Genomic DNA, 22,838 nt, shown 5'->3' with positions numbered 1-22,838 from the left:
AAGGGGTTTTTATAACTGGCCCAAAGCTGAAAGCTTTACTGAACCCCCAGCCTAGCTGGGGGTTTTCTGTGCACAAAAAAAAGGGCCGGATCATCCGGCCCTTCTGCTATTCGTCTTTCGGCTGGTCGCCGTTATCCGCCGCGTTTTTCTTCTTGCGGAACTTGCCCCAAATCTTGCCTTCCTGCCCGCGCCACAGGCGCTGAATATTGTCGTGATGCCGCATCAGGATCAGACAGGAGAGCATCGCCACCGGGAAGGTGAACTGCGGTTTGAACCACCAGACGTAGAACGGGGCGATCAGCGCGCTGACGATGGCGCCGAGCGAAGAGTAGCCGCTGAGCAGCACCGTCAGCAGCCAGGTGCCGGTCATCAGGCCGGTCAGATCCCAGCCGATAGGCGCGATGGCGCCAAACGCCGTCGCCACGCCTTTGCCGCCGCGGAAGTGGAAGAACACCGGATAGATGTGTCCCAGACAGGCGGCGATCGCCGTCAGGCCGAGGTACAGCGGCGGCACATCGAGTTTGTAGGCCAGCCAGACCGGCAACATCCCTTTCAGAATATCGAACACCAGCACCGCCGCCGCCGCCAGCCGGCCGCCGATGCGCAGGACGTTGGTCGCCCCGGGATTTCCTGAGCCATGCTCACGCGGATCCGGCAGCCTGGCGATCCGGCAAACCAGGATCGCACTGGAAATCGAGCCGCACAGATACGCGAAGATAATCATGCCAAGCGCGGTAGCACTCATAACGCGGTTCCGTTTAATAATGGTCGTTTTACTCGCAACATCTATGGATAATACGCACATTCCGCTGGAAGTGGTATCCGGCAAGGCCAAAAACAGAGAATGACGTGATGGATATCGTATTTATTGAAGAGCTTACCGTAATTACCACCATTGGCGTTTATGAGTGGGAACAGGGCATTCGTCAGAAGCTGGTGTTCGATATCGAAATGGGCTGGGATAACCGACCGGCCGCCGCCAGCGACGACGTAACTGACTGTCTGAGCTATGCCGACGTCAGCGACGCCGTGATCCAGCACGTGGAGTCGAACCGTTTTGCGCTGGTGGAACGAGTGGCGGAGGAAATATCTGAAATTTTGCTTCAGCGCTTCAATTCCCCCTGGGTCCGTATTAAGGTCAGCAAACCGGGCGCTGTAGCACATGCCAGCCGGGTCGGCGTGATCATTGAGCGCGGCACTCGTCCCGCATGATTTTATGTCATTTGCTTGCAACGAAAGGCCGTTAACCTGGTCTTAATCCTGAGAATTGTTTTAGCGGCATTGTCTTTAAACATTGCCGCTTTTTTATGTGATAGCCGTTATTTTATGGGGTGAGCGAAGCACATGGCAGACATGCATTCATTGTTTATTGCGTTTGTTCTTGGGGTCGTCGAGGGATTAACCGAGTTTCTGCCGGTGTCTTCCACCGGGCATATGATCATCGTCGGCGAGTGGCTGGGCTTTACCGGCGACAAAGCCAAAACCTTTGAAGTCATTATCCAGCTGGGGTCAATCCTGGCCGTGGTGGTGATGTTCTGGCGCCGGTTGTTCGGCTTGATCGGCATTCATTTCGGCGGCAAGCCGGTGGAGCATGAAGGCAAAACCAGCGGTCAGTTGAAGCTGGGGCACATCCTGCTGGCGATGATCCCGGCGGTGGTGCTGGGCCTGGCCTTCCATGATTTCATCAAGTCGCTGTTTGCGCCGAAAAACGTGATGTACGCGTTGGTGGTCGGCGGCCTGCTGCTGCTGGCGGCGGAATGGTTGAAGCCGAAGAAACCGAGCGCGGAAGGGCTGGATGACATCACCTACCGCCAGGCGTTCATGATCGGCTGCTTCCAGTGTCTGGCGCTGTGGCCGGGCTTCTCCCGTTCGGGTTCCACCATCGCCGGCGGCATGCTGGTGGGCGTGAACCGCTATGCGGCCTCCGAGTTCTCCTTCATCCTGGCGGTGCCGATGATGATCGGCGCCAGCGGCCTGGATCTGTACAAGAGCCTGCACTTCCTGACCTGGGGCGATCTGCCGATGTTCGCCGTCGGCTTCATCACCGCCTTCGTGGTGGCGCTGATTGCGATCAAGACCTTCCTGTCGCTGATCAAACGCATCTCGTTCGTGCCGTTCGCCATCTACCGCTTTATCGTGGCGGCCGTGGTTTACATGGTGTTCCTGTAAGCCTCTATGCCAGGAAAAACCCCGCTCAGCGGGGTTTTTTTATGCCTGATCGTTGATGATGGTTTGGCTGCGCTTCCACTCGGCCAGCGCCTGTTGGCGGCGGCGTTTGAGCTCGTCGCGGATCGCAGTGCCCTGCAGCCCGCTGGCCACCACCTCTTTGATCGATACCGCGTTCGCTACCTGATACGCCTGGCGTAGATAGTCGCCCTGCGGATAAGGGTTCTCCTCAAAGCCGGTGCGGCCGCGCGCGTCCGCTTCGCTGGTCAGGATCATCTGCTCCAGCCGCTGCGGCTTGCGCCAGACGTCGATGGCGTCGAACAACTTCAACAGGGTCTCCGGCCGCAGCTTGTTCACGGTGTGGATCAAATCATGGTACTCCGCCACCAGCTTGCTCAGATCGCGCACCGGGTTGGGCACCCGCAGCCGTTGGCACAGCGCTTCGACCAGCCGCACGCCCGCCGGGCCGTGGCCGTGGTGATGCGGCCAAAACTCTTTTGGCGTCAAGCCCTTGCCGAGGTCATGACACAGGGTGGCGAAGCGCACGTCCACCTCGGGCGTGAGGCGGGCGGCGATCGCCAACGCCATCAGCGTATGTACGCCGGTGTCGATCTCCGGATGCCACTTGGCGGGGGCCGGCACGCCGAACAGCGCGTCGATTTCCGGGAACAGCACCGCCAGCGCCCCGCAGTCGCGCAGGACCTGAAAATAGACCTGCGGGCTCTGGCTCTGCAGCGCCTTTTCGGTTTCCTTCCAGACGCGTTCGGCGGTCAGCGCGGCCAGTTCACCGCTGTGCGCCATCTGGCGCATCAAAGCCAGCGTTTCGTCGGCGATGCGAAAACCCAGATGGGCGAAGCGGGCATTGAAGCGCGCCACGCGCAGTACGCGCAGCGGATCCTCGCCGAAAGCGTCGGAAACGTGGCGCAGCACGCGCGCCTGCAGATCGGCCACGCCGCCATAAGGGTCAATCAGCTCCCCATCGGCGGAACGGGCGATGGCGTTGAGGGTCAGATCGCGCCGCAGCAGATCTTCTTCCAGCGTCACGTCCGGCGCGGCATAGCAGGTAAAGCCGGTGTATCCCTGGCCGGATTTGCGCTCGGTGCGCGCCAGCGCATACTCCTCGTGAGTCTCGGGATTGAGGAACACCGGAAAATCTTTGCCGACCTGCTGGTAGCCCAACGCCAGCAGCTCTGCCGGCGTGGCGCCCACCACCACCCAATCATGATCGACCACCGGAATGTTGAGCAGGCTGTCGCGAACGGCGCCGCCGACCAGATAAATCTGCACTGTTGACTCCTGAATATCGTGTAAGGCTCTGTCTATCAGATTACATGAATTGGCCGTGGGATGTCGGCACCAATGAAAAGGGCGCCCGCAGGCGCCCATACTCAAACTGAACGATACTGAGATCAGTTCATCCAGCGATTGTTGTTTTTGCGGCGTGGGATCAGGTGCGGCAACAGCAGGCCCAGCAGCAAACCGACGCCGGCGACGCCGCCGCCGTACATGAACCACTGCAGGATAATGGTGCGCTGTTTGTCGTCGAGCTGCAGGTTAACGGCGTTCACCTTCTTCTGCGCGACCACCAGCTGGTTTTTCAGATCCTGGTTTTCCTTCTGCAGGCTGCTGATGGTGCTGTCGCTGCCCGCGACTTTTTCCTGCATTTCCGAGGTGCGCTGGTTCCAGGTGTTATCGATGTTGGCCAGCTTGTCGGTCAGGGTTTTCACCTGTTGTTCCAGCTCCGGCACGCGGGTGCGCAGGCTTGGCGTCTGGCTGAGCTGATCGAGCGGGATCCAGGTGGTGCGGCCTTTCGGATCGCGGATTTGGCCGTAGTTGGTGCTGTCGTTGACGCTCAGCAGGGTGACTTCTTCACCGGCGTTCAGAGTGCCGACAATACGGTACTGATTACCTGGGCCGCTATGGACGTAAGTGCTTAACTCATCGGAGATATAGCGTTTATCTTCGGCATGTGCGGCCCAAGTGATGCTGAAGCTCAGCGCGGCAAGGCAAATCAGGCGTAATTTCTGCATTAGTTCATCGTTTCTGGGTGAATTTATGGAACGATAGTAGAGCGTTCAGTCTGACGACGCAACGCCAAAACCGGAATGAGAACTATCTTACTGTGGCTGATTCTGTGAGTTGCGCAGCGTTTTATAACGTAACAGGTTTTTTCTACAGTCAGCAGGGTTAAGGCGCCGGAAATCGCGGTAAGATAATGGCAACTGTGCGTCATTGGGCAGCATGCGGCGGGCCGAGCGCGCCGCGCTGAAACAGACGTGAATGCGTAACTTATTGGTGTTAAAGAATTATGACCGTTGAAATTGAACTGAAATTCATTGCCGCGCCAGAAGCGGTGGCCGCGTTGCCGCAATGGCTCGCCGCCTGGCCGCATCAGCATTCCGCGCCGCAAAAGCTGACCAACATTTACTTCGAAACGGCCGACAACTTCTTGCGCAGTCACGATATGGGGCTGCGCATTCGCGGTTTTGACGATCGCTATGAAATGACCATCAAAACCGCCGGTAAAGTGGTGGCCGGCCTGCATCAGCGCCCGGAATACAACGTCGCTATCGCCGAGCCGCAGCTGGCGTTGGCGCAGTTCCCTGCCGACATCTGGCCGCAGGATTGCGATATCACGGCGCTGCAACAGGCGTTGCAGCCGCTGTTCCGTACCGACTTCGCTCGTGAAAAGTGGGTGGTTACTTACGGCCAAAGCGAGATCGAGATTGGCCTGGATCAGGGTGAGGTGCGCGCCGGCGATCTCAGCGAAGCCCTGAGCGAGATCGAACTGGAGCTGCTGAACGGCAACACCGCCGATCTGCTGGCGTTGGCCGGCGAGCTGGCGGCGCATGGCGGGCTGCGGCAGGGCAGCCTGAGCAAGGCGGCGCGCGGCTACCATCTGGCGCAGGGTAATCCACCGCGAGAGGTGCGCCCGCTGCGGGTGCTGAAGCCGGCGGCGAAGGCGACCGTGGAGCAGGGAATGATCGCCGCCTTCGAGCTGGCGCTCAGCCACTGGCAGTATCATGAAGAGCTGTGGCTGCGCGGCGATGCGCAGGCGCGCGCTGCGGTCATCGAGGCGGTCGGCACGATCCGCCAGGCGTTGGTGATCTTCGGCGGCCTGGTGCCGCGCAAGGCCAGCGCCGATCTGCGCGCCCGCCTGACCGAACTCGAACCGCTGTTGGCGGACAAAGCCGCGCAACCCGAGAGCCTGTGCTACAGCGCCGCTTATCTACAATGTAAGTTGGCACTCACATCATGGCTGGTGAGCGGCGCCTGGCGGCCGTTTATCGACGCCAAAGCGCAGGCCAAGCTGGACGGTTCTTTCAAACGCTTCAGCGATATCATGCTGGGGCGCAGCGGCGCGGAGCTGAAAGAAGCCTTCAGCCGTACGCTGAACGAAGATGAATATCAGGAACAATTGCCGCGCCTGACGCGTCAGATTGCGGCGCTGATCCTGTTGTCGGGCGCCTACCCCGACGAGCAGACCGGGCCTTATATCGACGCCTGGCGCGAGCTGCAGGCGGCGCTGAGCGAGCGCCGCCAGGGCTGGTATGAAGCCAGCCGCAAACAGGCCTTATCGCATGCGCCATTCTGGTTAAACGGCGCGCTTCGTTAATCCAGCCGGCCCGCCAGCCGTGGGCCGCAGAACGGGTCATACACTATGTCGCCACTTTCAGCCGCGTTGCAGGCTCAGGCACAGCAGGTTGTGCAGCGTTTTCAGGAAGTTCACGGCGCAGACTGCGCCTTTAGCGAGCAAGAGCAGTGGGTGCTGGCGTCGAGCGATTTCGTCAGCGACGCGCTGCTCGCCCAGCCGGCCTGGTTGGCGACGCTGCGCGAACAGCCGCCGGCGCCCGGCGAGTGGCAACACTACGCCGCCTGGCTGCAGGACGAACTGGAAGAGGTGCGCGATGAAGCGCAGCTGATGCGCACGCTGCGTCTGTTTCGCCGCGAAACGCTGGTGCGCATCGCCTGGGCGCAGGCGCAGGGGCTGTGTTCGACCGAAGAAACGCTGCTGCAGCTGAGCGGATTGGCGGAAACGCTGATCGTCAGCGCGCGCGACTGGCTGTACCAAACCTGTTGCCGCGAGTGGGGCACGCCGTGCAACGCCGCCGGCGAACCACAGCCGCTGCTGATCCTCGGCATGGGCAAGCTGGGCGGCGGCGAGCTGAACTTCTCGTCGGATATCGATCTGATCTTCGCCTACCCGGAAAACGGCCAAACCCAGGGCGGGCGGCGCGAGCTGGACAATGCCCAGTTCTTCACCCGCCTCGGCCAGCGGCTGATCAAAGCGCTGGATCAGCAGACCATCGACGGCTTCGTCTATCGCGTGGATATGCGGCTGCGGCCGTTCGGCGACAGCGGCCCGCTGGTGATGAGCTTTGTGGCGCTGGAGGATTACTACCAGGAGCAGGGGCGCGACTGGGAACGTTATGCGATGGTGAAGGCGCGCCTGATGGGCGGGGCGGAAGACGCTTACAGCCAGGAGCTGCGCAAAACCCTGCGGCCGTTCGTGTTCCGTCGCTATATCGATTTCAGCGTCATTCAATCATTGCGCAACATGAAGGGCATGATCGCCCGTGAAGTGCGGCGGCGGGGCCTGAAGGATAACATCAAGCTGGGCGCCGGCGGCATTCGCGAAATCGAGTTTATCACCCAGGTGTTTCAACTGATCCGCGGCGGCCGCGAGCCGGCGCTGCAGGGGCGTTCGCTGCTGCCGACGCTGCAGGCGGTGGGAGAACTGGGGCTGCTGGAGAACGAGCAGGTGCGGGCGCTGAGCGCCGCTTACCTGTTCCTGCGGCGGTTGGAGAACCTGCTGCAGGCGATCGGCGATCAGCAAACCCAGACGTTGCCGCAGGATGTGCTCGATCAGGCGCGGCTGGCTTACGGCATGGGGCTGGCGGATTGGGCGGCGCTGATGGCGGCGTTGGACGCGCACATGCAGGCGGTGCGTGCGGTGTTCGACGACCTGATCGGCGACGATAGCCCGGATGTCGGCGAAGATCCCGACTATCAGCACTACCACAGCCTGTGGCAGGACGCGCTGGAGGAGAACGAGCTGGCGCCGCTGACGCCGCACCTCGATGAAGAGGGGCGCCGACAGATGCTGCGCACCATCGCCGATTTCCGCCATGACGTCGACAAGCGCACCATCGGCCCGCGCGGTCGCGACGTGCTCGATCAGCTGATGCCGCGCCTGCTGGCGGAGGTGTGCCCACGGCAGGACGCGCCGACCGCGCTGGTGCGGCTGGCGCAGCTGCTGCTGAGCATTGTCACCCGTACCACCTACCTCGAGCTGCTGGTGGAGTATCACGCGGCGCTCAGCCATCTGATCCGCCTGTGCGCCGCGTCGCCGATGGTCGCAAACCAACTGTCGCGTTACCCGCTGTTGCTGGACGAACTGCTGGATCCGGCCACGCTGTATCAGCCGGTGGCGCTGGACGCCTATCGCAGCGAGCTGCGTCAGTACCTGCTGCGGGTGCCGGAAGACGACGAAGAGCAAAAGCTGGAGGCGCTGCGCCAATTCAAACAGGCGCAGCAGCTGCGCATCGCCGCGGCGGATATCGCCGGGGCGCTGCCGGTGATGAAAGTGAGCGATCACCTGACTTACCTGGCTGAGGCGATCATCGACGCGGTGGTGCAACAGGCCTGGAGCGACATGGTGGCGCGCTACGGCCAACCGACCCATCTGCAGGAGCGCGAAGGGCGCGGCTTTGCGGTGATCGGCTACGGCAAGCTGGGCGGCTGGGAGCTGGGCTACAGTTCCGATCTCGATCTGGTGTTCCTGTTGGATTGCCCGCCGGAGGTGATGACCGACGGCGATCGCTGCATCGACGGCCGTCAGTTCTATCTGCGGTTGGCGCAGCGGGTGATGCATCTGTTCAGCACCCGCACCTCCTCCGGCATTCTGTATGAAGTGGACGCGCGCCTGCGGCCTTCCGGCGCTGCAGGGATGCTGGTCAGCACCGTCGAGGCGTTCGCCGACTACCAGCAAAACGAAGCCTGGACCTGGGAGCATCAGGCCTTGGTGCGTGCGCGCATCGTACATGGCGATCCGGCGCTGCATCAGCAGTTCGACGCGATCCGGCGCGAGATCCTGTGCAAAACGCGCGATGCGGAGGTGCTGAAGCGTGAAGTGCGCGAGATGCGCGAAAAGATGCGCAACCATCTCGGCAACAAACAGCGCGATCTGTTTGATATCAAAACCGATGAGGGCGGCATTACCGACATCGAATTTATCGCCCAATATCTGGTCTTACGCTATGCGCCGGGCGAACCGCGCCTGACGCGTTGGTCGGACAACGTGCGCATCTTCGAGCTGATGGCCAATTACGACATCATGCCGGAAGAGGAGGCGCGCGCGCTGACCCAGGCCTATGTCACCATGCGCGACGAGATCCACCATCTGGCGCTGCAGGAGCATTCCGGCAAGGTCGGCAGCGAGCAGTTCGCCGCCGAGCGTGAGCAGGTGCGCGTCAGCTGGGCCAAATGGCTGGATTAATACCTTTTTGCGGGTATTCCGGCGGTCTGTGGTAATATCTGCGCCACTAAAATTTTGTTCTTTTTTGGAGTTATCGGATGAAAGTTACGCTGCCTGATTTTCGCCGCGCCGGTGTGCTGGTGGTCGGTGACGTCATGTTGGATCGCTATTGGTATGGGCCGACCAGCCGCATTTCACCGGAAGCCCCGGTGCCGGTGGTCAAGGTCGATACCATCGAAGAGCGTCCCGGCGGCGCGGCTAACGTGGCGATGAACATCGCTTCGCTGGGGGCAACGTCCCGCCTGGTGGGCCTGACCGGCATCGACGATGCGGCGCGGGCGCTGAGCGCCAAGCTGAATGAAGTCAACGTGCGCTGCGACTTCGTCTCGGTGCCGACCCATCCGACCATCACCAAGCTGCGCGTGCTGTCGCGTAACCAGCAGCTGATCCGTCTCGACTTCGAAGAAGGCTTCTCCAACGTCGATCCGCAGCCGATGCTGGAGCGCATTCAGCAGGCGCTGCCGCAGATCGGCGCGCTGGTGCTGTCCGATTACGCCAAGGGCGCGCTCAGCCAGGTGCAGGGCATGATCCAATTGGCGCGCGCCGCCAAAGTGCCGGTGCTGATCGATCCGAAAGGTTCTGATTTTGAACGCTATCGCGGCGCGACGCTGCTGACGCCGAACCTGTCCGAATTTGAAGCGGTGGTGGGCCATTGCAAGGATGAGGCGGAACTGGTGGAACGCGGCATGAAGCTGGTGGCGGATTTCGAGCTGTCGGCGCTGCTGGTCACCCGTTCCGAGCACGGCATGACGCTGCTGCAGCCTGGCGTTGAGCCGCTGCACTTGCCGACCCAGGCGCAGGAAGTGTTCGATGTGACCGGCGCCGGCGACACCGTGATCGGCGTGCTGGCCGCCTCGCTGGCCGCCGGCAACTCGCTGGAAGAGTCCTGTTTCCTGGCCAACGCCGCCGCCGGCGTAGTGGTGGGCAAACTCGGTACGTCCACCGTGTCGCCTATCGAGCTGGAAAACGCGGTGCGCGGCCGTGCCGAAACCGGTTTTGGCGTGATGACCGAAGCGCAGTTGAAACACGCCGTGGCGCAGGCGCGCCAGCGCGGCGAGAAAGTCGTGATGACCAACGGTATCTTCGACATTCTGCATGCCGGCCACGTTTCCTATCTGGCCAACGCTCGCAAACTGGGCGATCGCCTGATCGTGGCGGTGAACAGCGATGCGTCGACCAAGCGTTTGAAAGGGGAAACACGCCCGGTCAACGCGCTGGAGAATCGCATGATCGTGCTGGGCGCGCTGGAAGCGGTGGATTGGGTGGTGCCGTTCGAAGAAGACACGCCGCAGCGTCTGATTGCCGACATTTTGCCGGATTTGCTGGTGAAAGGCGGTGATTACAAACCGGAAGAGATTGCCGGCAGTGCGGAAGTGTGGGCCAACGGCGGCGATGTCAAAGTGCTGAACTTTGAAGACGGCCTGTCGACCACCAACATCATCAAAGCGATCAAAGACGGGCGCGGTTAACGCTGGGCGACGTAAAGAACAAGGGCGCGCGGTGCGCGCCCTTGGCGGGAATTACTCGTCTTCCTGTTTGGCCGCCGGCGCCGCGCTCAGTTTACTTTCCAGCTCGGCCATGCGCTGTTCCAACAGCGCCAGCTTCTCGCGGGTGCGCAGCAGCACCTGAGTCTGTACGTCGAACTCTTCGCGGTTAACCAAATCCAGGCGGGTAAGCTGCGACTGCAGTACCTGACGGATTTTTTTCTCAACGTCTTCCCCGAATTCACGAACGCCTTTAGGCATGGACTCATGAACCTGGCGTGCGATTTGTTCGATTTTTTTCGGGTCAATCATGGCGTATCCCTTTCAGAGTTTAATAGCTGCCGCTTAGTGTAATGCGAGTTGCCCGCCGGATAAACCATTAAGCGCATTCGCCGTGCGTGGCCGAATTGTGCTTTTGCCAATTGCCCTGCCTACCCATTAGCGTTATAGTCATCCTGCTTATTCTCAGGGCGGGGTGAAAGTCCCCACCGGCGGTAAATCACCTTCTACGGTGAAAGCCCGCGAGCGCTCAGCCAGCCTGTAAAGGCCGGTTAGAGGTCAGCAGATCCGGTGTAATTCCGGGGCCGACGGTTATAGTCCGGATGGGAGAGAGTAACGGTATCTGCCGGGCTTGCGCCCGCTTGCGTTATTTTTTTAGCTATTGTTAGCTACTCCTCAAGATCGCCCTGGTTCTGGTAATCCATAATTTTTAATGAGGTTTTTTACCATGAATCAGACGCTACTTTCAGACTTCGGCACGCCGACAGAACGCGTTGAACGCGCGATCGACGCACTGCGCAACGGGCGCGGCGTGATGGTGCTCGATGATGAAAATCGTGAAAACGAAGGTGATATGATCTTCGCCGCGGAAACCATGACCGTTGAGCAGATGGCGCTGACCATTCGCCACGGCAGCGGTATCGTGTGCCTGTGCATCACCGAAGAACGCCGTCAGCAGCTTGAGCTGCCGATGATGGTGACCAACAACTCCAGCCAGTTCCAGACCGCCTTCACCGTGACCATCGAAGCGGCGCAGGGCGTGACTACCGGGGTTTCCGCTTCCGATCGCCTGACCACCATCCGTGCGGCGGTGGCAGACAGCGCCAAGCCGAGCGACCTGAACCGTCCGGGCCACGTATTCCCGCTGCGCGCGCAGCCGGGCGGCGTGCTGAGCCGCCGCGGCCACACCGAAGCGACCATCGATCTGGTCTCCATGGCCGGCTTCAAACCTGCCGGCGTGCTGTGTGAACTGACCAACGACGATGGCAGCATGGCACATGCGCCGGAAGTGATCACCTTCGCCAAACAGCACGACATGGTGGTGCTGACCATCGAAGATCTGGTGGCCTACCGCCAGGCGCACGAGAAAAAAGCCAGCTGATAGCCGGCCGCTTTCAACGATAAAAAAAGCCGCTCAACGCGGCTTTTTTTGTGGCTACTGTTTTGACAGGCGTTCGCCGATGCGGCTGGCGTAATTCATCACGTGGAAGGTGTAGTTCTCCTCTACCGTACCCTGGAACAGATGCGCCCAGGGGCCGATGGCGTAGATGCCGAGATCTTCCCCGCCGTGCGTCTCACTTTTCAGCGGCACCAGCGCTGGCTGAATAAAGTCGGGCGCGGTGGCCTGCTCCATGGTCAATGCCGGGCGCTCGGTCAATGGGATTGTGCCGCCGGGGCCGTTGGCGAAGCCGACGGTGGTGTAAGGCTTGCCGTCGCTGCCCAGCCGCGGTTTGCCGTCGACGCCGACGGAAATGCCGAGGATGGGATTGCCTCGCTTGGCATAGCCGGCAATGGTCAGCGTGTGGCTGTGATCGCCGGTTACGATCACCAGGGTCTCGTCCAGATTGACCTTGTCGACGATGGTTTTCACCGCTTCGTTCAGCGCGACCGCGTCGCTCAGCGTGCGGTAGGCGTTACCGTTATGGCTGCCGTGATCGATGCGTCCGCCCTCCACCAACAGCAGGTAGCCTTCGGGATTCCTGGCCAAAATATCGATGGCCTTGCCGGTCATTTCCGCCAGCGAAGGCTCTCCCGCCGCGTCTTGCCGCCGATCGTGCTCGAAGTTCATGTGCGACGGTTCGAACAGGGCCAGCAGGTGGTCGACTTTGGCCGGATCGATTTTGTCGAACTGCGCTTGATTCCATACGTATTGCCCACGCTCGCCGTAGCGTTGCAGCCAGGCCTGCGTCAGGTCGCGGCCATCCTTTCTGGCGCCTTTCTTGTCGGGGTATTCCGGATCGCTCACGCCGTCGGGCAGGAAGTTGGCGCGCCCACCGCCCATCGCCACGTTCAGGCCGTTGCCGTATTTCATTTCCACCAGCTGGCGTGCGATGTCGCGGCAGCCTGCGGCCAGAGCATCCGCCGGCATTTTGGCGTCGGATTCCCAGTCGCGGTTGGCGATATGGGCATAGGTGGCGCCCGGCGTGGCGTGGGTAATGGTCGCGGTCGTCACGGCGCCGGTGGACATGCCGAGCGTTGCGGCCATCTCCCACAGCGTGGTGACGGCCTTGGTTTGCTGGTCTTCGCAATTGTTGAGGGCGGCCGTATGGTTGAGGCCCATCAGATCGTTGATGGTTTTGACACCGGTGGTCATCGCCACCGCGCTGGGCGCGGAGTCGGTGATTTGGGCGTCGGCGGAATAGGTTTTGGCCGCCGCCAGATAGGGGAACGCTTCCCAGGCCAGCACGTTGGATTCGCCGTCCACGCCGCGCTGCTGCCCTTCAAAAATGCGAGCGGCGGTCACGGTGGAAAACCCCATGCCGTCGCCGACCACCAGAATGACGTTTTTGGCGCGGTTGGTGTTTGGTGTTTGCTTCAGCCGCTGTTGCAGCTGAGTTTGCGCCTGAAGGAAATAAGGGTCTTCGCGCTGCGTCAGCTGCGCTTTGTCCGCCGCGCCGGCGGCTGCCGTTGCAGTGGCCAGCAAGGTCATGGAAAGCGCCAGGCGGGTTGCCAGTGTGGGTCTGAACATGAATTCCTCCTTGGTGAGACGTGATTCCCGTAGCGCCGACGGGCTGCCAACACCCTGTCGACTGAAAGAGGAGTGTATCGACTGCGTTAACAAAAAGTACATAAATTGTTCACAAATTAGATCTGTGTGGCAGTAATGTCACGGTATTCACGGAATTTATTAATTAATTGAAAAGTATGTGTTTTTTAACTTTCTGTTGGCCGGTGCATTTTTGCGCTTTTTAATTCAAATTTATTGAAGATCATCATCACGGTTATCCGGCTGTGTTGCTGCGGCAAAGCGCGTAATGTAACGCCATAGCACAATTTGAACTAAGGATCTCCCTATGAACACCTCTCGTATGCCGGCACTGTTCCTGGGCCATGGTAGCCCGATGAACGTGCTGGAAGACAACCGCTACACCCGGGCATGGCGTGCGTTGGGTGAGTCATTGCCGCGCCCGAAGGCGATCGTGGCGGTTTCCGCGCATTGGTACACCCGCGGCACTGCGGTCACCGCGATGGAAAAACCCAAAACCATTCACGACTTCGGGGGGTTCCCGCAGGCGCTGTTTGATACCCGCTATCCGGCGCCGGGCTCTCCCGCGCTGGCCGCGCAGCTGCAGCAAATCCTGGCGCCGGTGCCGGTAACGGCGGATCTCGGCGAGTGGGGATTGGATCACGGCACCTGGGGCGTATTGATCAAAATGTATCCCGATGCTGATATTCCGGTGGTGCAGCTCAGCGTCGACGGCACACAGCCGGCGGCCTATCACTATGAGCTGGGCCGCAAACTCGCCGCGCTGCGGGACGAGGGCGTGATGATCGTCGCCAGCGGCAACGTGGTGCACAACCTGCGCATGGTGAAATGGCAGGGCGATACCAGCGCCTACCCGTGGGCGGAATCATTCAATAACTTTGTCCGGGATAACCTGCGTTATCGGGGCGATAACCATCCGCTGGTGGATTTCATGCGCCATGAGGGGGCGGCGCTGTCGAATCCGACGCCGGAACACTATTTGCCGTTGCTGTACGTGCTCGGCGGCTGGGATGGAAAAGAGGCCATCAGCGTGCCGATCGATGGTATCGAAATGGGGGCGCTGAGCATGCTGTCGGTACAGGTGGGATAAAGAAAAAACGCCAGTCTCTGACTGGCGTTTTTGCCTTCAGCGGTGCGATCAGCCGAGGATGGTGTGCGGATAGAAGCGCGACAGATCCTGCGTGATCAGTTCGCGATCTTCGCGCAGGCCGATGCCGCAAGGTTGATCGTTCACCAGCCAGCTGCCGATCAGCGTGTAGCTGTCTTCGAACTTCGGCAGCGGATGGAACTGCTGCACGATCATGCCTTCTTCGCCGTATGGCCCATCGACGCGCGCCACTTCCTGACCGTTTTCGACGATCTGGATATTGGCGCCTTCGCGTGAGAACAGCGGCTTGGTGACGTAATGATCCATCGGCGGATGATCGTCTTGCGCGAAATAAGCCGGCAGCAGGTTAGGGTGGTTCGGGAACATTTCCCACAGCAGCGGCAGCAGCGCCTTGTTGGAGATGATGCTCTTCCAGGCTGGCTCCAGCCAACGCACGCCGGCGTCTTCCAGCTTGGTGGAGAACATCTCGCGCAGCATGAACTCCCACGGGTAGAGCTTGAACAGGTTGCCGATCACCTGGTCCTGCAGATCGGTGAACTGGCCTTTCTCGCCAAGGCCAATGTCTTCCATGAACAGGAATTCGGTCGGCAGACCGGCTTCCTGCGCGCAGTCCTGCAGATATTGCACCGTGCCGCGATCTTCTTCGCTGTCCTGGCAGCACGCCAGGTGCAGCAGGCCGAAGCCGTGGTGCGCTTTCAGCTCGGCGAAACGCTCGATCAGCTTCTCCTGCAGGCTGTTGTACTGATCCGATTGCGGATCCAGCTTGCCGGCGTTGATCTGGTCTTCCAGCCACAGCCACTGGAAGAAGGCCGCCTCATAGAGCGAGGTCGGCGTATCGGCGTTGTTCTCCAGCAGCTTCGGCGGGTTGACGCCGTCGTAGGCCAGATCGAGACGCGAATACAGCGACGGCTGGTTGGTGCGCCAGGAGCTGCGTACGAACTCCCAGGTGTGTTTCGGGATGCAGAACTTGGCCATCAGCTCGTCGCTGGCGACCACTTTCTCCACCACCTGCAGGCACATCTGGTGCAGCTCGGCGGTGGCGCTTTCGATCTCTTCAATCTGCGCCAGCGTGAACTGGTAATAGGCGTCTTCACACCAGTACGGCTCGCCGTACATGGTGTGGAAACGGAAACCGAACTCGGTCGCTTTTTCGCGCCAGTCCGGGCGCTCGGTAATGGCAATACGTTTCATGCATCAACCGCCCATGCTGCGAGAGCTGGAGTTGGAGGTAGCGCTGCTACGCTGCATGCTGGTCTGTTTGGCCACGGTCTCGCCGAAGCCGCCGCGGGTCACGGTGTTGGTGACCGCAGGCTTTGGCGCCATCGCGGTTTTCGGCACCGTCATGGTGCGGCCGCCGGCGGTGGCCGGGCCGTAGCTCTTGCCGCTGGCGTCGACAAATTTGCCGTTCGCCGGGCTGGCGGCGTTCTTGGAGGTGAACAGCGGCTGCTGCGCGAAGCCGGAACCGCCCATCAGGCGGCCCATCATGTAGCCCGCCATCAGCGGCATCCAGAAGCTGCCGCTGCTTTGCGATTCCGCCGCCATGCCGGCCTGCGCCGGGGCCGGCGCCTGAGTGCACTGCGCTTCGCCGAATTCGGCGACGCAGTCTTCGCGGGTCGCGTATTTAGGCGCGGTTTTCGCCGCTTCTTTCAGGGCGTTGTTGTAGGCGGTGGTGCACTGCTCGCTCATCGAAGGGTTGGCGCGCGAACAGTCATCGGCATTCTGATACAGGGAGACCGTTTCATCGCTCTTCTCGCAGCCGGCCAGCATAAAGACGGCGCTGATCGCCAAGGCCACGGGCGCGACACGGTAGCTGCGCCAGGATTTGCGGAACGTCTCTTGGTTGATGTTTTTTGTCCGTTTCATCGTTATCAATCCCATCATGCGGGCTGTTTTCGCCCTTTCCCAGTAGTGGCGCTAAGGATAGGGGAAACATGGTCAAAATTAAAGCTGAAACGCCCGCAGAAGCCACTCTTTACGCAGTTATACGTTGGGGTGTGCGCCAGTTCGCTTTCACGGCGAAAAAACGCGCGTTGGCGTTTCATCATGAAACGTTAGCGCTATGATGATGTTCCATAATGGAACAAAAATCGCGAGGCTCGCCAGGTGGACGGCAGGCGCTCATAGTCGAAGCACAACAACAAGCCGGCGGTGAAGTCGGCGCGTCATCACCTGATATCTGAACGTTACCATCGCCAATTCCCTACAAGGATCCGGTTATGTTGAGAATCATCCAGTCACCAGGCAAATACATTCAGGGCGCCAATGCGTTGGCCGCCGTCGGCGAATACGCCAAATCCCTCGCCGATCACTATTTCGTGATCGCTGACGACTTCGTGATGCAGCTGGCGGGCGACACCCTGATGGGCAGCCTGCAGCAGCACGGCGTGAAGCATCATGCGGCCCGCTTCAACGGCGAGTGCTGCCGTAAAGAGATAGACCGGCTCGGCCGCGAGCTGCAGGCCCACGGTTGCCGCGGCGTGATCGGTGTCGGCGGCGGCAAGACGCTCGACACCGCCAAGGCCGTCGCACACTACCAACGGCTGCCGGTGGTGCTCATCCCCACCATCGCCTCCACCGATGCGCCGACCAGCGCGCTGTCGGTTCTTTACACCGAACAGGGCGAATTCGCCGAATACCTGATTTACCCGCGCAACCCGGACATGGTGGTGATGGACAGCGCCATCATCGCCAAAGCGCCGGTGCGCCTGCTGGTGGCTGGCATGGGCGACGCGCTCTCCACCTATTTCGAGGCGCAGGCCTGCTTCGACGCGCAGGCTACCAGCATGGCCGGCGGCAAATCGACGCTGGCGGCGCTCAGCCTGGCGCGGCTGTGTTATGACACGCTGCTGGCCGAAGGGGTGAAGGCCAAACTGGCGGTCGAGGCCGGCGTGGTGACGGAAGCGGTGGAACGCATCATCGAAGCCAATACTTACCTGAGCGGCATCGGCTTCGAGAGCAGCGGATTGGCGGCGGCGCACGCCATTCACAACGGCTTCACGGTGCTGGAGGAGTGCCACCACCTGTATCACGGCGAGAAAGTGGCGTTCGGCACCCTGACGCAGCTGGTGTTGCAGAACAGCCCGATGGCGCAGATTGAGACCGTGCTGGCGTTTTGCCACAGCATCGGCTTGCCGATCACGCTGGCGCAGATGGGCGTCGCCGGCGATGCGACGGCGAAGATGATGGCGGTGGCCGAGGCCAGCTGCGCCGCCGGCGAAACCATTCACAACATGCCGTTCGAGGTCACCCCCGCCAGCGTGCAGGCGGCGATCCTGACGGCGGATCGGCTGGGCGCTGCCTGGCTGCAGCGTCATTGATACCCTTGGGGCGCGGTGCGCCGCGCCCCTGTTCTTACAGAGGAAACCATCGTGAAAAAACTGATTAATCAGGTCGAGTCGGTGTTGGAAGAGCAGTTGCAGGGGCTGGCGGAAGCCCATCCCGAGCTGCTGGTGCACGCGGATCCGGTGTTCGTGACCCGCGCCGACGCGCCGGTGGCGGGCAAGGTGGCGATCCTGTCCGGCGGCGGCAGCGGCCACGAGCCGATGCACTGCGGTTTCGTCGGTGAAGGGATGCTCGACGGCGCCTGTCCGGGCGAGATTTTCACCTCGCCGACGCCGGATAAAATGTACGAATGCGGTCAGGCGATCGACGGCGGCGCCGGCGTATTGCTGCTGATCAAAAACTACACCGGCGACGTGCTCAACTTCGAAACCGCCACCGAGCTGCTGCACGACAGCGGCGTCGCGGTGGCGACGGTGCTGGTGGATGACGACGTGGCGGTCAAAGACAGCCTGTTCACCGCCGGGCGGCGCGGGGTGGCCAACACCGTGCTGATGGAGAAACTGTTGGGCGCCGCTGCGGCGCGCGGCGACGACCTGGACAGCGTGGTGACGCTGGGGCATCGCATCAACAACCACGGGCATTCGATCGGCATTGCGCTGGGCGCCTGTACCGTCCCCGCCGCCGGCAAGCCGTCGTTCACCCTGGCGGAGAACGAGATGGAGTTCGGCGTCGGCATTCACGGCGAGCCGGGCATTGCGCGCCGCCCGTTCACCACGCTCAACGCGGCGGTGGATGACATGTTCCATACGCTGATCGACCACGGTCACTATCAGCGCACGATCCGCGTCTGGGATCGTCAGCAGGGCGAGTGGCGCGACGAGATGCAGACCAAGCAGCCGCTGACGCGCGGCGATCGGGTGATCGCGTTGGTCAACAACCTGGGTGCCACGCCGCTGTCCGAACTGTACGGTGTGTACCATCGGTTGGCGGAACGTTGCGCCGAGGCGGGCATCATCATCGAACGCAACCTGGTGGGCGCTTACTGCACCTCGCTGGATATGCAAGGCGTGTCCATCACGCTGTTGAACGTGGACGACGAGATGTTGTCCTTGTGGGATGCGCCGGTGAAAACGCCTGCGCTGCGTTGGGGTTGCTGAGGAGGAATCATGGCGTTGACCAAACAACAGGTCGTCGATTGGCTGATGCGTTGCGGCGAAGTGTTCAGCCGGGAGCGCGATTTTCTGACCCAGCTGGACACCGAGATCGGCGATGCCGACCACGGTCTGAACATGAACCGCGGTTTCAATAAGGTGGTGGAAAAGCTGCCGTCGGTGGCGGACAAAGACATCGGTTTTATCCTGAAAAACACCGGCATGACGCTGCTGTCGAGCGTAGGCGGCGCGAGCGGCCCGCTGTTCGGCACCTTCTTCATCCGCGCGGCGCAGGCGGCGAACGCCAAGCAAAGCCTGGATCTGACGGAGCTGCATCAGGTAATGCAGGAAGGGGTTGAAGGCGTGGTGATGCGCGGCAAAGCGGAGCCGGGCGACAAGACCATGTGTGACGTTTGGTGGCCGGTGGTGGCGAGCCTCGGTCAGTCCGCGCAGCAGAACCTGAGCGTGGCGGAGGCGTTGCAGCGCGCCGCCGACAGCGCCGAGAGGGCGGTGGAGAGCACCATCACCATGCAGGCGCGCAAGGGGCGGGCCAGTTACCTGGGCGAGCGCAGCATCGGCCACCAGGATCCCGGCGCCACTTCGGTGATGCTGATGATGAAAACGCTGGCCGAGGTCGCCGGCAGTTAGCAGGAGGCGAGATGATTAATATCGTGGTGGTTTCGCACAGCGCGTTGTTGGCGCGCGGCGTTGAGCAGTTGGCGCGGCAGATGATGCGTGGCGACGGCTGCAAGCTGGCGCTGGCGGCGGGCGTGGATGACGAGGAGCACCCGATCGGCACCGACGCGGTCAAGGTCATGGAGGCTATTGAATCGGTCGCCGACGGCGATGGTATTCTGGTGCTGATGGATTTGGGCAGCGCGCTGCTCAGTGCGGAAACCGCGCTCGATCTGCTGGATCCGGAGTTGGCCGCCAAGGTGCGGCTTTGCGCTGCGCCGCTGGTCGAAGGCACTCTGGCAGCGGTGGTGGCTGCCAACTCCGGCGCTTCGCTGGAGCAGGTGGTGGCGGAGGCGCAGGGCGCGCTGCAGGCCAAGCAGGCGCAGCTGGGCGAAGGCTCACAGGCCGCGAAGAACGCGGCTTTGCCGCTGGCGCAGGGCAAAAGCATAACCTGGACGGTGCAGAACCCGCACGGGCTGCACGCGCGCCCGGCGGCGCGGCTGGTCGAGGCGCTGGCGCCGTTCAAGGCCGAGCTGGTGCTGGAAAAACAGGGGCAGTGCGTCGATCCGCGCAGCCTCAATCAGCTGGCGCTGCTGCAGGTGCGTCACGGCGACACCATTCGCCTGATCGCCGACGGCGCGCAGGCGGACGACGCGCTGGCGGCGTTCAAGGCGCTGGCGGAGCAACACTTCGGCGAGACGGTCTCCGAGCGGCAGCAGCCTTCGCTGCATGGCATCCCGGTGGCGGAAAGCGTCACCAGCGGGCCGGTGTTCCAGGCCCGCAGTTTCTGGCCGCCAGCCGCCGATCGACGGATTGGCGCGGACGAGGTGTTGGGCGAACAGCAACGCCTGCGGGAGGCGCTGCAGCAAACGTTGAGCGATCTGAACCGGCTGGCGGAGCGCACCGGCACGCTGATCGGCAAGCCGCAGGCGGCGATCTTCGGCGCTCACAGCATGCTGCTGGACGACCCGGATCTGCAGCAGGCGGCTTACACCCGCATTGCGCAGCAGCTGTGCAGCGCCGAGCAGGCCTGGCGACAGGTGCTGGAGGCGATCGCCGAAGAGTACCGCGAGCTGGATGACGACTACATGCGGGCGCGCGAACTGGACGTGCGCGACATGCTGCGCCGCACGCTGTGCCATCTAGAGGGGCAGGCGCTGCCGGCCATCGCGCTGGCAGAACCGTCGATACTGGTGATGGACGAGCTGATGCCCTCAGAGGTGGTGATGCTCGACCGCCGGCTGGTGCTCGGCATCTGCCTGAGCGGCGGCAATGCCCTGTCGCACAGCGCCATTTTGGCGAAGGCGATGGGCATTCCGATGGTGGTCGGCATGCAGGATTGCCTGAGCAAAACCCGCAGCGGGCAGAAAGCGATGTTGGACGCCGCGCGCGGGGTGTTGCAGCTCAGCCACTAAGCGCGCAGCTTGAATTGGCGGATGTCGATCCCGTGCTGTTTGATCTTCCGCCACAGGGTGGTGCGGCCGATGCCCAGCAGCTGCGCCATCTCCGTCAGCTGGCCGCGGCTGACGGTCGCCGCGCGGAGGATCGCCTGGCGCTCCATGTCCGTCAGCGTCAACAGCGGCGCGCCGGGCTGCGGATCGCTCTCCAGCAGCGACGGCTGGCCGAGCAGGTGCGCCGGCAGATCCGCCAGCTGGATGTGGTGGCCGTGGCAGATCATCGCCGCGCGCTCCACCACCCCTTTCAGTTCCAAATCGTTGCCCGGCCACAGGTAGAGCGCCAGCTGGGTCATCACTTCGTCATCCACCCGAAAGCGGCACTGAAAATGCTGCTCCAGCGTGCGCAGATGGTGTTTGACCAGCAGCGGAATATCGCTCAGCCGCTGACGCAGCGGTGGGATCTGGATCTCGAACGCCTGCAGGCTGTAAAACAGCTGGCGGCGGAAGCGGTTTTGCTGCACCAGCAGCGGCAGATCGGCGGCGCTGCCGGCGATCACCCGCACATCGACCGGGATCACCCGGCTGGAATTGAGGCGGATCACTACGCCGGTTTTCAGCACCTGCAGCAGCGCCGATTGCATCTCCGCCGGCAGGTATTCGATCTGTTCGAGGTACAGCGTGCCGCCGTTGGCCAATTCGAATTTGCTGAGCTGACCGGCCTCTTCTTCGCTGGCGTCGCTGCCCAGCAGTTCACGTAGCCCCTGCGACTGCGGCAGCAGCTGGCAGTTGAGGGCGATATACGGCCCGGCGGCGCGTTCGCCGGCGTTGTGGATGGCCTGGCTGAGCAGCTCTTTGCCGACGCCTTCCTCCCCGCGCAGCAGGATCGGATGCTGGCCTTTGGCCGCCTGCTGCCCATAACGGATCAGCCGCCGCATCTCCAGCGAGGCGGAGGGCATCTGCTCGAAGCTGTGGCTGACGCGCCCCAACTGGCTGCTGACATACTGGCGCAACCGCTCGAGCGGGTGCAGCAGAGCGATGAAACTGCAGCGATCGCCGTCGAAAATCGGCTTTAGCGTCAGCAAGGCGGCGATAAACTGCCGCTGGCTTTCGAAGGTGACCTCGACGTGTTGCAGCGGTTGCCGATCGGCGATGGCGCGTTTGAGCAGGGCAGGCAGCGTCAGCAGTTGCGCCAGCGGTTTGCCTTGGCTCTGCTGTTCGTCCAGCTTCAGCAGGCCGGCGGCGCGTTGGTTGATGTATTGCAGGTAGCCGCGGTGATCCCAGGCCATTACGCCGTCGTCCACGCCGTCCAGCAGGCCGTAAAGCTGATTCAGATGGCGGTTGGACTCCGCCAGCAGGCCGTCGGCGTTCAGTGAATTGCCGATTTCGCGGGCGATGGCCAGCGTCAGCGACAAATCGCCGGCGGCGCAATCGGCCAGCAGGCAGCCCAACGCGATCGAGCCGCGCTGACGGCCGCTGTTGTCGTAAACCGGCGTGGCGCAGAACGACCAGCCGTGCAGCGCCCGGCGCACATGTTCTTCACCGCTCACTCGCACCGGATGGCCTTCCGCCGCCGCCAGCGCCGGGGCGTTGGTGCCGATCTGCCCCTCTGCCCAATAAGCGCCGGGGGCGAACCCCAATTGCTGCAAATGCTCCCAGGTTTGGGCGTCGCCGCAGCGCCACAGCATGCATCCGCTCTCGTCGAGGATCATCAGCAGGCAGCGGCGCGGCTCCATGTATTCGCAGGCGTCTTCCAGCGCCGCCTGGCCGAGCGTCAGCAGGTCGTTCTTGCGGCGACAAATCGATTCGAAGGTGGCGCCCTGCGCGCGGTGCGGCGCTTGCCAGACCTCGGGCTGCATCAGGCTGCGGCAGCGCAGCCAGGAGGCGTAAACCGCCTGCGTCGGGCGCAGTGGCGGCGGCAGTTCGCCGTCGTTAATCAAACGCTGCCAGCGTGAATCGTTGTCCATCGAACCTCATCCAGACTGCGAAAACGAGAGTGACGATGATACCACCTGGCGCAGCGGCGGCTGTGAGGCGGTGGGCAGAAGCGGGGG

At 62.0% G+C, this 22,838-nt stretch carries 20 protein-coding genes and 1 riboswitch; of the genes, 12 read left to right on the top strand and 8 right to left on the bottom strand.

All coding sequences use genetic code 11. From position 1 onward, the window contains the following. Positions 1 to 106: 106 nt before the first annotated feature. A complete protein-coding gene (plsY, locus tag AC6BYQ_RS22515) occupies positions 107 to 745 on the bottom strand; it encodes a glycerol-3-phosphate 1-O-acyltransferase PlsY (RefSeq protein ID WP_025160108.1) in 639 nt (212 codons plus the stop codon). A 107-nt stretch (positions 746 to 852) separates the two neighbouring features. Between plsY and folB the strand changes: the two genes are divergently transcribed. Continuing rightward, on the top strand, positions 853 to 1,212 hold the full coding sequence (gene folB / locus AC6BYQ_RS22510) for a bifunctional dihydroneopterin aldolase/7,8-dihydroneopterin epimerase (protein ID WP_019453081.1): 360 nt from the start codon (positions 853 to 855) through the stop codon (positions 1,210 to 1,212). A 132-nt stretch (positions 1,213 to 1,344) separates the two neighbouring features. Further along, positions 1,345 to 2,169: an undecaprenyl-diphosphate phosphatase gene (gene bacA, locus AC6BYQ_RS22505; protein WP_025160107.1), complete on the top strand. Its 825-nt coding sequence runs from the start codon at positions 1,345 to 1,347 to the stop codon at positions 2,167 to 2,169. Positions 2,170 to 2,208: 39 nt separating this feature from the next. On the opposite strand, the gene AC6BYQ_RS22500 is transcribed toward bacA, so the two are convergent. Then, the gene (locus tag AC6BYQ_RS22500; protein ID WP_498057556.1) at positions 2,209 to 3,453 is read right to left on the bottom strand and encodes a multifunctional CCA addition/repair protein; all 1,245 of its coding nucleotides are present in this window, start codon (positions 3,451 to 3,453) and stop codon (positions 2,209 to 2,211) included. A gap of 122 nt (positions 3,454 to 3,575) precedes the next feature. Next, complete coding sequence (locus AC6BYQ_RS22495; protein ID WP_019453078.1) at positions 3,576 to 4,196, bottom strand: TIGR04211 family SH3 domain-containing protein; 621 nt, start codon at positions 4,194 to 4,196, stop codon at positions 3,576 to 3,578. Between the two features lie 278 nt (positions 4,197 to 4,474). On the opposite strand from AC6BYQ_RS22495, the gene AC6BYQ_RS22490 reads away from it, so the two are divergent. From AC6BYQ_RS22490 to hldE, 3 genes are all read left to right on the top strand, one after another. Beyond that, positions 4,475 to 5,782: a CYTH domain-containing protein gene (locus tag AC6BYQ_RS22490; protein ID WP_154747304.1), complete on the top strand. Its 1,308-nt coding sequence runs from the start codon at positions 4,475 to 4,477 to the stop codon at positions 5,780 to 5,782. Between the two features lie 45 nt (positions 5,783 to 5,827). Beyond that, the gene (gene glnE, locus AC6BYQ_RS22485) at positions 5,828 to 8,665 is read left to right on the top strand and encodes a bifunctional [glutamate--ammonia ligase]-adenylyl-L-tyrosine phosphorylase/[glutamate--ammonia-ligase] adenylyltransferase (protein WP_498057555.1); all 2,838 of its coding nucleotides are present in this window, start codon (positions 5,828 to 5,830) and stop codon (positions 8,663 to 8,665) included. A gap of 77 nt (positions 8,666 to 8,742) precedes the next feature. Then, positions 8,743 to 10,173 (top strand): bifunctional D-glycero-beta-D-manno-heptose-7-phosphate kinase/D-glycero-beta-D-manno-heptose 1-phosphate adenylyltransferase HldE, encoded by a 1,431-nt coding sequence (gene hldE, locus AC6BYQ_RS22480; RefSeq protein WP_019453075.1) that lies wholly within the window; start codon positions 8,743 to 8,745, stop codon positions 10,171 to 10,173. A 51-nt stretch (positions 10,174 to 10,224) separates the two neighbouring features. Here hldE and ubiK read toward each other — a convergent pair whose 3' ends face one another. Then, complete coding sequence (gene ubiK / locus AC6BYQ_RS22475; protein ID WP_004937216.1) at positions 10,225 to 10,500, bottom strand: ubiquinone biosynthesis accessory factor UbiK; 276 nt, start codon at positions 10,498 to 10,500, stop codon at positions 10,225 to 10,227. 145 nt (positions 10,501 to 10,645) lie between these two features. Next, a riboswitch (FMN riboswitch) is annotated at positions 10,646 to 10,806 on the top strand. A gap of 109 nt (positions 10,807 to 10,915) precedes the next feature. On the opposite strand from ubiK, the gene ribB reads away from it, so the two are divergent. Then, positions 10,916 to 11,569: a 3,4-dihydroxy-2-butanone-4-phosphate synthase gene (ribB, locus tag AC6BYQ_RS22470; RefSeq protein ID WP_004937218.1), complete on the top strand. Its 654-nt coding sequence runs from the start codon at positions 10,916 to 10,918 to the stop codon at positions 11,567 to 11,569. Positions 11,570 to 11,623: 54 nt separating this feature from the next. Here the strand turns inward: ribB and AC6BYQ_RS22465 are convergent, their stop codons facing one another. Beyond that, positions 11,624 to 13,156, bottom strand: a complete 1,533-nt coding sequence (locus AC6BYQ_RS22465) for an alkaline phosphatase family protein (protein ID WP_498057554.1) — start codon at positions 13,154 to 13,156, stop codon at positions 11,624 to 11,626. Between the two features lie 325 nt (positions 13,157 to 13,481). On the opposite strand from AC6BYQ_RS22465, the gene ygiD reads away from it, so the two are divergent. Further along, on the top strand, positions 13,482 to 14,264 hold the full coding sequence (gene ygiD, locus AC6BYQ_RS22460; RefSeq protein WP_004937222.1) for a 4,5-DOPA-extradiol-dioxygenase: 783 nt from the start codon (positions 13,482 to 13,484) through the stop codon (positions 14,262 to 14,264). A 48-nt stretch (positions 14,265 to 14,312) separates the two neighbouring features. On the opposite strand, the gene AC6BYQ_RS22455 is transcribed toward ygiD, so the two are convergent. Both AC6BYQ_RS22455 and AC6BYQ_RS22450 read right to left on the bottom strand, forming a co-directional pair. Beyond that, a complete protein-coding gene (locus AC6BYQ_RS22455; RefSeq protein ID WP_019453073.1) occupies positions 14,313 to 15,473 on the bottom strand; it encodes a glutathionylspermidine synthase family protein in 1,161 nt (386 codons plus the stop codon). A 3-nt stretch (positions 15,474 to 15,476) separates the two neighbouring features. Further along, positions 15,477 to 16,145 (bottom strand): DUF1190 family protein, encoded by a 669-nt coding sequence (locus tag AC6BYQ_RS22450; protein ID WP_019453072.1) that lies wholly within the window; start codon positions 16,143 to 16,145, stop codon positions 15,477 to 15,479. A 68-nt stretch (positions 16,146 to 16,213) separates the two neighbouring features. Between AC6BYQ_RS22450 and AC6BYQ_RS22445 the strand changes: the two genes are divergently transcribed. The 5 genes from AC6BYQ_RS22445 to dhaM all read left to right on the top strand — a co-directional run bounded on the left by AC6BYQ_RS22445 (position 16,214) and on the right by dhaM (position 20,805). Then, entirely contained in the window at positions 16,214 to 16,345 is a 132-nt protein-coding gene (locus tag AC6BYQ_RS22445) for a hypothetical protein (protein ID WP_261799241.1), read from the top strand. A gap of 153 nt (positions 16,346 to 16,498) precedes the next feature. Then, the gene (locus AC6BYQ_RS22440) at positions 16,499 to 17,599 is read left to right on the top strand and encodes a glycerol dehydrogenase (protein ID WP_197667910.1); all 1,101 of its coding nucleotides are present in this window, start codon (positions 16,499 to 16,501) and stop codon (positions 17,597 to 17,599) included. Positions 17,600 to 17,650: 51 nt separating this feature from the next. After that, complete coding sequence (gene dhaK, locus AC6BYQ_RS22435) at positions 17,651 to 18,721, top strand: dihydroxyacetone kinase subunit DhaK (RefSeq protein WP_309530661.1); 1,071 nt, start codon at positions 17,651 to 17,653, stop codon at positions 18,719 to 18,721. A gap of 9 nt (positions 18,722 to 18,730) precedes the next feature. After that, positions 18,731 to 19,363: a dihydroxyacetone kinase subunit DhaL gene (gene dhaL, locus AC6BYQ_RS22430; RefSeq protein ID WP_154747307.1), complete on the top strand. Its 633-nt coding sequence runs from the start codon at positions 18,731 to 18,733 to the stop codon at positions 19,361 to 19,363. 11 nt (positions 19,364 to 19,374) lie between these two features. Next, positions 19,375 to 20,805, top strand: a complete 1,431-nt coding sequence (gene dhaM / locus AC6BYQ_RS22425; protein WP_498057552.1) for a dihydroxyacetone kinase phosphoryl donor subunit DhaM — start codon at positions 19,375 to 19,377, stop codon at positions 20,803 to 20,805. Here dhaM and dhaR read toward each other — a convergent pair. Further along, a complete protein-coding gene (gene dhaR, locus AC6BYQ_RS22420; RefSeq protein ID WP_498057551.1) occupies positions 20,802 to 22,751 on the bottom strand; it encodes a dihydroxyacetone kinase operon transcriptional regulator DhaR in 1,950 nt (649 codons plus the stop codon). The two genes, dhaM and dhaR, sit on opposite strands and share 4 nt — an antisense overlap. Positions 22,752 to 22,838 lie beyond the last annotated feature (87 nt).

This window comes from Serratia sp. LTN-2 (assembly GCF_059740205.1).
Note: the sequence above shows the minus strand (reverse complement) of the source record. Positions and strands in the feature narration are given on the sequence as shown.